The 13,170-nt window shown below is 72.2% G+C and carries 9 protein-coding genes; 4 read left to right on the top strand and 5 right to left on the bottom strand.

Features of this window, described 5'->3' with window-relative positions; translation table 11 throughout:
* Window positions 1–113: 113 nt before the first annotated feature.
* From ACFVYS_RS11435 to glgX, 4 genes are all read right to left on the bottom strand, one after another.
* The gene (locus ACFVYS_RS11435; RefSeq protein ID WP_389501024.1) at window positions 114–1,364 is read right to left on the bottom strand and encodes a M14 family zinc carboxypeptidase; all 1,251 of its coding nucleotides are present in this window, start codon (window positions 1,362–1,364) and stop codon (window positions 114–116) included.
* Window positions 1,365–1,496: 132 nt separating this feature from the next.
* The gene (locus tag ACFVYS_RS11430) at window positions 1,497–2,438 is read right to left on the bottom strand and encodes a nitroreductase/quinone reductase family protein (RefSeq protein WP_389501022.1); all 942 of its coding nucleotides are present in this window, start codon (window positions 2,436–2,438) and stop codon (window positions 1,497–1,499) included.
* 461 nt (window positions 2,439–2,899) lie between these two features.
* Window positions 2,900–5,251: a malto-oligosyltrehalose synthase gene (gene treY, locus ACFVYS_RS11425; RefSeq protein WP_389501020.1), complete on the bottom strand. Its 2,352-nt coding sequence runs from the start codon at window positions 5,249–5,251 to the stop codon at window positions 2,900–2,902.
* Window positions 5,252–5,332: 81 nt separating this feature from the next.
* Entirely contained in the window at window positions 5,333–7,441 is a 2,109-nt protein-coding gene (gene glgX / locus ACFVYS_RS11420; RefSeq protein WP_389501018.1) for a glycogen debranching protein GlgX, read from the bottom strand.
* Between the two features lie 197 nt (window positions 7,442–7,638).
* Between glgX and ACFVYS_RS11415 the strand changes: the two genes are divergently transcribed.
* The 4 genes from ACFVYS_RS11415 (at window position 7,639) to ACFVYS_RS11400 (ending at window position 12,056) form a co-directional block, all read left to right on the top strand.
* Entirely contained in the window at window positions 7,639–8,466 is an 828-nt protein-coding gene (locus ACFVYS_RS11415) for a Tat pathway signal sequence domain protein (RefSeq protein WP_389501016.1), read from the top strand.
* Window positions 8,467–8,541: 75 nt separating this feature from the next.
* Window positions 8,542–9,885 carry a copper amine oxidase gene (locus ACFVYS_RS11410; RefSeq protein WP_389501014.1) on the top strand — a complete coding sequence of 448 codons (1,344 nt, stop codon included), beginning with the start codon at window positions 8,542–8,544 and terminating at the stop codon, window positions 9,883–9,885.
* 71 nt (window positions 9,886–9,956) lie between these two features.
* Window positions 9,957–11,225, top strand: coding sequence for an SAV2148 family HEPN domain-containing protein (locus tag ACFVYS_RS11405; RefSeq protein WP_389501094.1), 1,269 nt, complete (start codon window positions 9,957–9,959; stop codon window positions 11,223–11,225).
* Between the two features lie 108 nt (window positions 11,226–11,333).
* Window positions 11,334–12,056, top strand: coding sequence for a 3'-5' exonuclease (locus ACFVYS_RS11400; RefSeq protein ID WP_389501012.1), 723 nt, complete (start codon window positions 11,334–11,336; stop codon window positions 12,054–12,056).
* Window positions 12,057–12,224: 168 nt separating this feature from the next.
* On the opposite strand, the gene ACFVYS_RS11395 is transcribed toward ACFVYS_RS11400, so the two are convergent.
* A complete protein-coding gene (locus ACFVYS_RS11395; RefSeq protein WP_389501010.1) occupies window positions 12,225–13,088 on the bottom strand; it encodes a phosphotransferase enzyme family protein in 864 nt (287 codons plus the stop codon).
* Window positions 13,089–13,170: the final 82 nt, after the last annotated feature.

Here is a 13,170-nt window from a genome sequence, read left to right as displayed (position 1 = left end):
GCGCGTGCCCGCGGCCACCGCCTCGTCCGTCGTCCCGACCGTCGTCCCGTCCGTCGTCCCGTTCGCCGGGCCGCCCGGCACGGCACCCCGCGGGGAGCCGGCCGTCCCGCCCGTCATGCCGCCCGTTCGCGCGCGTGCAGGGCCGCCGCGACGACCGTGCGGGACTGGTGCTCGACCTGGTGCTCCAAGGGCACCCAGCGGGCCCGGAAGCGACAGGCGAAGGCGTCGCTCCAGGTCTCGACGAGTTGTTCCAGACGGGGGGCGGCGTGGTCGTCGCTCTCCTGGAGGACCCGCCACAGCATCGCGGCCGCCCGCAGGGGCAGTCGGCGGGCGAAGGCGTCCACGCTGCCGACGTACGCCATCGTCGTGTCGGCGGGCGGGGTGTCCGTCCAGTCCGCGGCCAGCCCGGGCACCAGCTCCAGCGCCCACTTCGCCGCCCGCAGCAGGGGACCGTCGACGCCCTCCAGACGCGGCAGCGCCTCGACGAGCACCCGCTCCACCTCCGTCGTGTCCCGCAGCAGCCGCTGCGCCAGCCGCCGTATCGCCGCGGCCGGGGCGGGATGCGGGGCGGGGTCGTCCACCATGTCGCTCGCCCACATCGGCACCTCCACCACCGCGGTCAGACCGCCGTAGCGATGGGCGTGGTACCAGGTGCTGTGCCGTGCGTCGTCGGGCATGCTCGGGTACGCCGCCTCCGTCCCGGCGGCCGGCATCACGTGCACGCCCGGCCCGGACGCGGGCCAGCCCGCCGCGTCGGACGCGCCCGTCTCGACCGGGATGTGCAACTGGGCCGCGGACTTGACGAACGGCTCGGCGAGACCCGGGATGTCCTTGGTCAGCTGCACCCAGCTGCCGCCCAGATCGGTGCCGTGCAGCGTCACCTGGAGGTAGGGCCGCAACTCGTCGATGACCCGGGTCAGCGCGCGGGTCTCGGGAGGCAGCCGGTCCGGCGGCAGCACGGCGGGGGACCACTCCGGCTGCTCCGGACCGGCGGGCCGGAAGAAGCCGAGGTGGTACTCCAGCAGGCTGCGCGGCGCCGGGGTCACATGCAGGCTCGCCCCGTCGGGGTCCGCGCACAGCAGGAAATGCCAGGACGTTCCGTCCCGCAACTCCCGTTCCTGCACGACCCGTTCGGCGAGTGCCAGCAGCGTCGAGCCCCCGGTCGGCTCGTTGGCGTGGGCACCCGCGACGACGAGCACGGCCCGCCGGGCGTGTCCCACGGACAGCAGGTGCAGGGGTCGGCCCGCACGGGAGACCCCGACCTGCCGCAGCGCGCACATTCCGGGCTGGAACGCGGCCAACGCTCGTACAGAAAAAGTCAGTTCGGTCACAGTGGGGTAGCGCAGCTCCGGCAGGAGACTCACCCCCGTATAGGTCCGCCCGGCCTTCGCATCCGCAGTACCCCACGGTCTCTGTGAACTGTCAAGGACGCCTGGGGGAGCCTCCAGGGGGCGTTCGGATGCGCGCTCCGGCGGAGGGGTACGACCGTCCGGCTTTCACTCCTCGTGCTCCCTTCCGGCTTCGGCGGGCCGGGCGGGCGGGGCCGGCGGCCAGGGGACCTCGGTGAGGAGAGGGACGATCGTCTCCTCCTCGAAGTCGAGATGGGCGTTCAACTCCCTTGTCATGGCGTTCAGTTCGGTACAGAAGCGCTCGGGGTCGGCGATCGCGACGCCGGCCAGGAGGGTCACCAGTTCGTCCTGGATGCGCGCGACCGTGCGGTGTTCTTCGGTGAGCCGGGCGAAGGTGCCGGCCAGGTCGGGGTGGTGGCGGGCCATCGTGGGGAACAGATGCGCGTCCTCGCTGACGTGGTGGAACCGCAGTGCCTGACAGAACGCCAGACAGCGCTGCCGGATCTGCAGCCCGAGGTCCGGAGCGGGCGGCTCACCGGGCCCCTCGTGGGCCGCGAGGGCGGCGAAATGGGCATCGGCCTGCGCCGCCACCTGACGCAACTGACCGCGCAGCCAGGTGTGTACCTCCATGATCTTGTCGGCGAGGGTACGGACCTCGCGGGGGCCTTCCCAGCCGTCGGGCTCGGCGGGCTCCAGTACGACGACGGGCAGGGAGCGGGCGGCGCGGGCCCGATGGTCGCCGTGTCCGGGCGCGGTCCGCACGGCGTGCTCGAGGAGTTCCTCGCGCCGGGTCCCCTCGGCGGGGACCGCGAGCGCCTGGAAGGTCTCGGTGCCGAGTTCCACCCGCACCACGGGGTGGGCGAGCAGGTCGCGGTACCAGTCGGGAGGGGTCGGTGCCCCGAGCTCGGACCCGACGACCAGGAGCGAGTCGCCGTGGCGGACGTAGCCGAGCGGGGTGGTCCGCTGGGTCCCCGACTCGGCGCCGGTGGTCGTCAGCAGGAGCAGGTTCCGCCCTTCGAAGGGGCCGGTGGCTTTCCCGCCGTCGGCGCGGAACTGCTCGATGACGGATTCATTGAACGACGTGGGCATACGGGTGGGTCTCTCCGGAAGTCACGGTGAGCGCGCGCACGGCACTCGGCACTCGGCGCACGGCACGCAGGAAGGTGCCGGGAAAGGTGAGGGAAAGGCGTAAGGCAGGAAACGCACAGCGAAAGCGCACAACGAAACGCACAGAGGAAGCTCGCGGAGGAAGCGCGCCGCGCCTGCGCGGAAAGGAACAGGAAGCGCGAAGCCGCTGTGCGTCAGCGCTGGGTCAGCTGCGGGGCGCGGAGCGTGAACTCATGGCGTGTCCCTCGAGGAAGGGTGTTCGCCCGACCGCCGGCCGGCCCACTGCTCTTTGACCGGCGTCACGCGACACCGCCTCCATTACATGCACCCGACCGTCACCTGTCAACGCCGGAGATCAGCACCGGAGCTCGGCAAGGGGAATCACCACCGGAGGTCAACGCCGGAGATCAACCCCGGGCCCGGAGATCAGATCACCCGCAGCCTCACTCCGCCCGCTCCAGCAGTGCCACCGGCAGCCGCTCGAACAGGTCCGCCACGCGCGCGTGGCCCGTGAACTCCCGCTCGGGAGCCAGGACGTCGACCCACGTCCCCGGGGGCAGCGCCAGCCGGGTCTCGCGCCAGCCGCCCGCCTCCGCCAGCCGCAGCGACAGCCGGGTCACGGCCGTGACGACCCGGCCGGAGCGCGCGAACGCCAGACAGTGCGCCGCGGCCGCTCCCTCGGCGGGCAGCGGCTCGTACCCCGCGGCGTCCCCGAAGACCTCCGGCCGCCGCCGGCGCAGCCGCAGCGCGGCCGCGGTCACCGTGTCCTTGGCGCCGGGATCCTCCGGCGGGAACCGCACCGGGCGCCGGTTGTCCGGGTCCACCAGAGCCCGGTACTCGCTCTCCGTGCCCTGGTAGACGTCCGGCACCCCGGGCATCGTGAGATGCACCAGTGCCGTACCGAGCACGTTCGCACGGATGTACGGCTCCAGTGCGCCGCGCAGCGCGGCCACCCGCTCGCCCGGCGCCCCGCACGGTCCCGCCGCCACGAACGCGGCCACCGCCTCCTCGTACGCCGGCTCCTGCTCGGTCCAGCTGGTGTACAGGCCTGCCTCGCGCACGTGCTTGAGCAGCGCCTCCTGGACGCGCTCCGGGGCCGCCGGGCCGAGTCCGAAGACCGTCTGCCAGGCCGCCCACGCCAGTTGTCCGTCCGGTACGCCCTCCTCCGCGCGGGTGACCTCCGCGAGGACGTCCGCCCAGCGCCCCGGGCACTCGGTGAGTACGGCGAGCGCGGCGCGCACGTCGGCGCTGCGCTTGGTGTCGTGCGTCGACACGACCGTCCCGGTGGCCGGCCAGTCGCGCTGCACGCGCGTGCAGTAGGCGTGGAAGCCGGCCGGGGACATCCCCGGGGCGCCCGGGTCGCCGCCCACCTCGTTCGCCGACGCCAGCGGCACGTACCGGTAGAACGCCGTGTCCTCCACCGACTTGGCGCGCAGCGCCGACGCCGTCTGCGCGAACCGCGCCCGGAAGTCCGCCCCGGCCGGCCCCTCCCGGCCGAGCACCAGGGCCCGCACCACGTCCACGGCGCCTGCCTCCTCCGGCACCACGAACGCCTGCCGCGCCTCGGCGGCCGCCTCCTCGGTGACGACGGCGGCCGGGTCGCCCGAGGTGTACGGGCGGTACACCTCCATGCGCACGAGCAGCTCCTCCAGCGCCGTCCGCAGCGCCCAGGGCGCCCGGTCGCGCAGGCCGGGGTCGGCCGACGCGGCGCACACCCGGGAGGCCGCCCGCGTCAGCCGCTCCGTCTCGGCCGCCAGCTCGTGCGTGAGCACCTTGTACGCCGCCCGACGCACCGTCGCCGCCCAGTCGCCGCCCCGGTCCGTCTGCGGGGCCGCGAAGCGCCGGTAGGCGTCCAGCAGCTCCCCGGCCCCCTCGACGTCCGTGAAGAGGCCGTCGACGTGGCGCAGGGCGTCGTAGCCGGTGGTGCCGGCCACGGGCCAGGAGTCCGGCAGCCGCTCCCCGTCGGCGAGGATCTTCTCGACGACCGTCCAGCGGCCGCCGCTCGCCGTGTGCAGCCGCGCCAGGTAGGCGTCGGGGTCGGCGAGGCCGTCGGGGTGGTCCACGCGCAGCCCGTCGACGACGCCCTCGTGCAGCAGGCGCAGGATCGTGCCGTGGGTGGCCTCGAACACCTCCGGGTCCTCCACCCGCACCCCGATGAGCTCGGAGATGCTGAAGAAGCGCCGGTAGTTCAGCTCGGTGCGGGCCAGCCGCCACCACACCGGCCGGTACCACTGGGCGTCCAGCAGCCGCGGCAGCGGCAGCCCCTCGGTGCCCTCGCGCAGCGGGAGGACGTGGTCGTAGTAGCGCAGGACGTCGCCGTCCACCCGCAGCTGTGCCAGCTCCGCTCCGACGGGACCGCCGAGCACCGGGAGCAGCACCTGGCCGCCCTGCGCCTCCCAGTCGATGTCGAACCAGCGCGCGTACGGCGATTTCGGACCCTCCCGCAGCACCTCCCACAGGGCGCGGTTGTGACGCGGCGCCATCGCCATGTGGTTCGGCACGATGTCCACCACCAGCCCGAGCCCGTGCTCCCGCGCGGTGCCCGCCAGCGCCCGCAGCCCCTCCTCCCCGCCCAGCTCCGCACGCACGCGCGTGGGGTCCACGACGTCGTAGCCGTGCGGAGAGCCCGGTACGGCCTCCAGGACGGGGGACAGGTGCAGATGCGAGACGCCGAGCGAGGCCAGGTACGGCACGGCCGCCGTCGCCGCCTCGAACGGGAACTCGGGCTGGAGCTGCAACCGGTAGGTCGCCGTGGGCGGCACGGGAACGGAGGCGTCACGTCGCTCAGGGGTCATGACAACCTACGTACCCGTCCCGCCGCGTTTCGTGTCACATCACCCCTCCAGGCGGGTCGCTCCCGTGTCCCCTCGGATCGGCTAGGTCGGCCGCTGGAGCACCGTCATGCTCCGGTCGAGCAGCGTCAGCCGGGCCCCGGCCTGCACCTTCGGGCCCGCGTCCGGCGCCGGCGCCTCCGGGTTCCCGGTGTCCACGACCACCTGCCACTGCCGCCCGTGGTCGACCGGCACCACGAACTCCATCGGCTTGGCGGAGGCGTTGAACATCAGCAGGAAGGAGTCGTCGGTGATCCGTTCACCGCGCGCGCCCGGCTCGGAGATCGCGTTGCCGTTGAGGAACACCGACAGCGCGGACGCCTGGGCCCGGTCCCAGTCCCGCGGCGCCATCTCCTTGCCCTCGGGGGTGAACCAGGCGATGTCCGACAGCTCGTCGTGGGTGCCCTCCACCGGCCGGCCGTGGAAGAAGCGGCGCCGCCGGAAGACGGGATGCTCCTTGCGCAGCCACACCAGCGCGCGCGTGAAGTCCAGCAGCTCGCTGCCCTCCTCGGGCCACTGGACCCACGCCAGCTCGCTGTCCTGGCAGTAGGCGTTGTTGTTGCCCTTCTGGGTGCGTCCGAACTCGTCCCCGTGGCTGATCATGGGGACGCCCTGGGACAGCATCAGCGTGGCGAGGAAGTTCCGCATCTGCCGGGCCCGCAGCTCCAGCACCCCGGGGTCCTCGGTCGCGCCCTCCGCGCCGCAGTTCCAGGACCGGTTGTGGCTCTCGCCGTCCCGGTTGTCCTCCCCGTTGGCCTGGTTGTGTTTGTTGTTGTAGGACACCAGGTCGTGCAGGGTGAACCCGTCGTGGCAGGTCACGAAGTTGATGGAGGCCAGGGGGCGCCGGCCGTCGTCCTGGTAGAGGTCGGAGGAGCCGGTCAGCCGGGAGGCGAACTCGCCCACCGCGCGTGGCTCGCCCCGCCACACGTCCCGCACGGTGTCCCGGTACTTGCCGTTCCACTCGGTCCACAGCGGCGGGAAGTTCCCCACCTGGTAGCCGCCCTCGCCCACGTCCCACGGCTCCGCGATCAGCTTCACCTGGGACACCACCGGATCCTGCTGGACCAGGTCGAAGAACGACGACAGCCGGTCCACCTCGTGGAACTGACGGGCCAGCGTCGCCGCGAGGTCGAAACGGAACCCGTCGACGTGCATCTCCAGCACCCAGTACCGCAACGAGTCCATGATCATCTGGAGAACGTGCGGGGACCGCATGAGCAGCGAGTTGCCGGTGCCCGTGGTGTCCATGTAGTAGCGGGGGTCGTCCGTCAGCCGGTAGTACGACGGGTTGTCGATGCCCCGGAAGGACAGCGTCGGGCCCAGGTGGTTGCCCTCGGCGGTGTGGTTGTAGACCACGTCGAGGATGACCTCGATCCCCGCCTCGTGCAGCGCCCGCACCGCCGACTTGAACTCCAGGACCTGCTGACCGCGGTCGCCCCAGGAGGCGTACGCGTTGTGCGGGGCGAAGAATCCGATCGTGTTGTAGCCCCAGTAGTTGTTCAGGCCCATGTCGACCAGCCGGTGGTCGTTGACGAACTGGTGTACCGGCATCAGCTCCAGGGCCGTCACCCCCAGCTCCGTCAGATGTTCGATGATCGCCGGGTGAGCGAGCGCCGCGTAGGTCCCGCGCAGCTCCTCCGGCAGCCCCGGGTGGCGCATCGTCAGGCCCTTCACATGGGCCTCGTAGATCACCGTGTGGTGGTACTCGGTACGCGGCCTGCGGTCGTCGCCCCAGTCGAAGTAGGGGTTGACCACGACCGACGTCATGGTGTGGGGAGCCGAGTCGAGGTCGTTGCGCCGCTCGGGGGCGTCGAAGTGGTAGCCGTACACCTCCTCGCCCCACCGGACCGCACCGCTGATCGCCTTCGCGTACGGGTCGAGCAGCAGCTTCGCCGAGTTGCAGCGCTGCCCGCGCGCGGGTTCGTAGGGGCCGTGCATCCGAAATCCGTACCGCTGTCCGGGCATGACGCCCGGCAGGTACGCGTGCCGGACGAACGCGTCGCTCTCGCGCAGTTCCACCGCCGTCTCCGAGCCGTCGTCGTGCAGCAGACACAGCTCTACTCGGTCCGCGGCCTCCGTGAAGACCGCGAAGTTCGTGCCGGCGCCGTCGTACGTGGCACCGAGGGGATACGCCTCTCCAGGCCAGACCTGCATGGACTCGACTCTTTCAGGTGTCTCGCCCCGTCGGGGGCGCCTTGACGTCGAGTCTCCAGGAAAGTGAGGGAACCACCTGTGACTTACGCCCCTCTTACCCGACGACCAGTGCACGGGACGACAGGTGACCCACGTCCTGTGCCGAACCAGTGGGGCAGAAACGTACTCCCGGGCAACAGGGGGAGTAGGGGGAATTTGTGCGCACGACAGTGCGTCGCCACCTGGGCAAGGTGGTGGCGGGTACGGCCATCGCGGTGGCCGCGACGGCCGTGATGGTGGGGATCACCCTGCCGGGCACGGCGGGGGCGGACGACACAGGAGGCGGCAAGAGCGGACAGAGCACCGGGCAGGCGGCCGGACAGCAGGGGCAACAGGGGGACACGGCGGCCGCGGTACAGCCCGGTGTCGTCGAGGACGCGCCCGCCGAGGGCACGAAGGGCAAGGGCCGCGACCCGCTCACCGACGACGAGATCACGCGGGTCGAGAAGATCGCGCTCAGCCGGCAGCAGTTCAACGCCAGTGAGGACGTGGACGGCGACCGCGGTCCGCAGCGCCTCGGCGTGGATCTCGCCGAGCCCGCCGCCGACGAGGTGGACGACCCCGACGCGCCCCGGCGCGCGGTGGTGTCGTTCTACGACTACAAGGACGACGCGCTCGTCACCAAGACCGTCAACCTCGACACCGGCAAGGTCGAGGGCACCGGCACCCAGCACGGAGTGCAGCCGCCGCTCAGCGCCGCCGAGCAGAACGAGGCCGCGAGCCTGCTGATCGCCGACCCGCTCGGCGCGGGCCTGAAGGCCGACTTCAAGGACGCCACCGGCAAGGAGCTCGGCTCCCCGGACCAGCTTCAGATCGCCGCCATGATCTACCGGGCGGTGCCGGGCGCCGAACCGGCCGTCCTCGACAAGTGCGGCGAACACCGCTGCGTCCGGCTGCTGCCGAAGGTCAAGAACGGCCCGTGGATCGACGCCCGGTCCCTGGTGATCGACCTCAGCACCCGCAAGGTCGCCCGGCTCACCGGCTGAATCCGTAGCAGGCCCACCTCCACGTCCGTTTCCGACCTGCCTTCCGGAGCGGGAGGCACAGGGAGTCATGTCCTCATGCGTGTTCCGAATCTGATCGGCGGCCTCCGGCCGCAGGGCACCGGCCGTGTCCACAAGGGGGCGGCCGTCGGCCTCTGTGTGGCCGCGCTGGCCGCCGGCGCGACGGCGGGGGCCGGCCCGGCCGTCGCCCAGCCCAAGGCGGCCCCCGCGGCGGCCGCCGACTGCAGCGCCGCCTACCGCATCGAACAGAAGCTCGCCACCGGCACGACCTGGCGCATGTGCTGGCGCTTCGAGGCCAAGTCCGGCCTGGTCCTGGAGAAGATCTCCTACCAGCCGCCCGGCGAGGCCAAGCCGATCAGGGTCCTCAACAGCGCCAAGATCGCCCAGATCCATGTGCCGTACGACGACGGCAAGAACGAGTACAACGACATCACCGACTACAACTTCGGCTCGGGCCTGGTCAACATGGCACCCGCCGAATGCCCCGGCGGCACCATCAGGACGGTGAAGGTCCCGGAGTCCTTCTCCGACAACCCGAACGTCAAGGGCCTGTGCACCACCACCCGTTCGCGCGGCCACGCCTACCGCATGCAGTCCGACGGCAACAAGGTCTTCCAGGCCCAGGGCAAGGACCTGCTGATCTACACCGTCAACAAGGTCGGCTGGTACGAGTACATCACCGAGTGGCGCTTCTCCGACGACGGCGCCGTCAACATGAACGTCGGCGCCACCGGCAGCCTCTCGCCCTTCGACTACGACGCCGGTGACGGCCGCGGCTGGCCGATAGGCAAGGGCGCCAAGAGCTACGCCACCAGTCACAGCCACAACGTCTTCTGGCGGCTCGACTTCGGCCTCGACGGCTCCTCGGCCACCAAGGTGGAGCAGTACGACTCGGTGGTCAGCCCGCCCGCGGGCGGCCAGCAGGGTCCGACCGCCAAGACCACCCGCACGGCCGTCACCAAGGAGCTCGCGGGCGACGCCCAGAACATGCGCTGGTGGCGGATGGTCAGCGCGACCGGCAAGAACAAGGACGGCCACGCCCGCTCCTACGAGCTCGTCCCCGGCGCCACCACCAAGTACTCGGGGCGCAAGTTCACCCAGCACGACGTCTACTTCACCCAGTACAACCAGTGCGAGCAGTACGCCAGCAACAACGTCCGCGACTGCGGCAGCCCCCTGCACGGCACCTCCGTCGACAAGTGGGTGAACGGACAGACCCTCACCCACCCCGTGACCTGGGTGAACGTGGGCTTCCACCACATCGCCCGGGACGAGGACCAGCAGCCCATGCCGGTCCACTGGCAGGGCTTCTCGCTCGTTCCCAGGGACGTCACCGCTATGAATCCGCTCACTCCGTCCGCACTGGCGGGACAGAACGGACAGTCGAACAGCGGTAGTTGAGAAACGACCTGTCCATCCGGCTGCACCGCCCGCCGCTCCCGGAGTACCCTTCCTTGATCGTTGGGACGGGGATGCTCGGGGGAGCGGAAGGCGGTGCGCGGGTGGGCTCGGGAGGGCTGGAGCTGCCCCCTGGTGACGAGGGTCACGAGGGCGGCTCCGCAGACGTCCCGCCCGGCACGGTGTCCCTGGCCCGGCCGATGGAGACGAACGCCATCGGACCGGAGCTGGACTGGGACGCCGAAGCCTGGCGCGAGGTACGCACCCGCGCCCAGCGGGCCGGCCGGGCCTACATCTGGCTGAACCTCGTGGAACAGCGGCTGCGCGCCGTCGTGGCCGCCGTCCTGCGGCCCATCTACCAACCCGTCCACGGCGACGAGTGGGTGGTCGCCGCGGCCGGACCCGCCGGCCAGGAGTGGGTGCAGCGCGCGGTCGCCGTACGCGAAGTCAGCCGCCGCAAGGGCTACTTGCTGGACCCGGCCGACGACAACGTCATCTCCTTCCTCACGCTGCCGCAGCTGCGCGAGCTGATGGTGCAGCACTGGCCGTGCTTCGAGCCGTACTTCGACGACCGCCGGGACGTCGAACTCGCCCTGGACGAGCTGGAGGTGACCCGCAACGTCGTCTCCCGCAACCGGGCCCTGTCCGAGGCCGTCCTCGGCCAGGCCGAGCGGGCCTCCTCGCGCCTGCTGGAGATGCTCGGCACCAGCGGCGACGTGCCCTCGGCGCGCCGGCTGCGCGTCGACGCCGTGGAGGAGCTCGTCGGCGACCGGTACGCGGACGTGGTCGCCGTCCACTCCGACCGGGTGCGGCTGCTGCGCCAGTTCCCCGCCGAGGACATCTTCGACGGCGCCCGCCGCCTCGACGCCATCGGTATCGGCCTCAACCTGCTCGTGCAGAACTTCTCCGGCCGCCGCCTGGTCCGCCTCGCCGAGGCCGGCGCCCGCGTCCGGCTGCTCTTCCTCAACCCGGCCTCCAGCGCGGTCAAGCGCCGCGAGCGCGAACTCGGGATGAAACGGGGCGAGTTGAGCCGGGCGGTGGAGATGAACATCCTGCACATGCGCCGGGTCCGCGCCCGGCTGCGCGACCCGGGCGCCTTCCAGATCCAGGTGTACGACGAGACGCCCCGCTTCACCGCCTACCTGGTCGACGGCGACGGCACCGACGGCATCGCGGTGATCCAGTCTTATCTGCGGCGGATGCGCGGCATGGAGGCGCCGGTGCTGGTGCTGCGCAACGGCAACCGGGTGGTCAAGTCGGGCGAGACGGACGACGGCGGACTTTTCTCCGCATACCGCGAGGAGTTCGAGCTGGCCTGGGCGGACTCGCGGCCGGTGTCCTGAATTATCCGTTTGGGCGGGAGGGCAAGCGGAACGCGATCCTCTGATTGTCAGTGGTGCATGCGAGGGTGGAGACCACTGGGGGAAGCACCACCAAGAAGGGGGGCCACCATGGCCTGGTACCGGGAGCTGCTTGTCGGCTTCGACCTGGAGACGACCGGGACGGACCCGCGCGAGGCGCGCATCGTCACGGCAGCCGTGATCGAGGTCAGGGACGGGCAGGTCCTGGGACACCGCGAGTGGCTGGCGGACCCGGGCGTGGAGATCCCGGCGGACGCCGTCGCGGTGCACGGGATCAGCAACGAGCGGGCCGTCGGCGAAGGCGCCCCCGCCGACCGGGTCGCGGACGCGATAGCCGACGTCCTCGCGGGCTACTGGCGCACCGGCGTCCCCGTCGTCGCCTACAACGCCGCCTTCGACCTGACCCTGCTCTCCGCCGAACTGCGGCGCCACGGCCTGCCCTCGCTGCGCGACCGCCTGGGCGGCCTGGACCCGGCGCCGGTCGTCGACCCGTACACCATCGACCGCTCGGTCGACCGCTACCGGCGCGGCAAGCGCAACCTCGAGGCGGTCTGCGCCGAGTACGGCGTCCTCCTCGACTCCGCGCACGACGCCTCGGCCGACGCCCTCGCGGCGGCCCGCCTCGCGCGGGCGATAGCCGGCCGCCACCCCAAGGTCGCGGCCCTCGGCCCGGCGGAGCTGCACCGCCGCCAGATCGAGTGGTACGCCGAGTGGGCGGCGGACTTCCAGAGCTTCCTGCGCCGCAAGGGGGACGCGGACGCGGTGATCGACGGCGCCTGGCCGGTGCGGGAGCCGGCGGAGAAGACCGTCTGACGCTCCCGCGACCCCGACCCGATCGCCGCCTTCACCGGCCGCCGGACGGGGGCCTGCCGGACGGGGATCTGCCGGGCGGGGACCCTTCGGACATGGATTCGTCGGACAGGGGTTCGTCGGCTGCTTTCCCGAGCCGGGCGGCGGCCCGCCACGCCCGCAGCACCCGGATCAGAACGGATACCACCGCACCGCCTCGTCCCCGTCCCGCAGCGAGGCCACCCGGCGCCGGAACTCCGCCAGCGCCTTGGGGTCGGCGGGCGCGTGCTGGGCGACCCAGGCGCAGCTGGCGGTCTCGCGGGCGCCCCGCAGGACCGTGCAGCCCGCCCACTCCCGCACGTCCCAGCCGTAGGCCCCGGTGAAGGCGTCGTAGGCCTCGGCGGGCAGCCCGTACCGGTCGCGGGAGAGCGCCATGACCACCAGGTCGTGCTCGCGCAGATCGGCCGAGACGGTCTCCAGGTCGACCAGGACCGGACCGTCGGGCCCGATGTGCACATTGCGGGGCAGCGCGTCGCCGTGGATCGGGCCGGGCGGCAGGTGCGGGGTGAGCGCGGCGGCGGCCGTGGCGAAGCCGTCCCGGCGCTCGCGCAGATACGCCGCGTCCGCCGGGTCGATCGCGTCGCCCGCGAGCCGCAGCCAGCGCTCGACCCCCGAGAGCAGATCACGCGCGGGCAGGCCGAAGCCGGGGGAGGGCAGGGCGTGCACGAGACGCAGGAGTTCGGCCAGATCCCGTGGCTCGGCGGGGCGCACGGGGTCGGGCAGCCGGTGCCACAGCGTCACCGGATGCCCCTCGACGAGCAGCGGCTCCGGCTCGGCGGCCCGCACCGCCGGGACGCCCGCCCCGGCGAGCCAGGCGGCGACCTCCAGCTCGCGCCGGGCCCGGTCGAGGAGTTCGGCGTCACGGCCCACCTTCACCACCAGGTCACCTGCGGCGAACACCGCGTTCTCGCCCAGGGCGAGGAGCCGCGCGTCCGCCACCGGGCCCGGCAGCACGCCCGCCGCGCCGAGTACGTCCCGCGCCCGTGCCTCGTCCATCGTCCGCCTCCGTGTGGTGCGCCGTCCGGCCCTGCCGGACGACGTCGCGATCCGGCCATCCGACGGCCAGTGTCGCATTCGC

It is taken from the genome of Streptomyces sp. NPDC058295 (assembly GCF_042880655.1).
In the GTDB taxonomy this organism is placed as follows: domain Bacteria; phylum Actinomycetota; class Actinomycetes; order Streptomycetales; family Streptomycetaceae; genus Streptomyces; species Streptomyces coriariae.
This window is presented reverse-complemented; position numbering and strand designations above follow the sequence as displayed.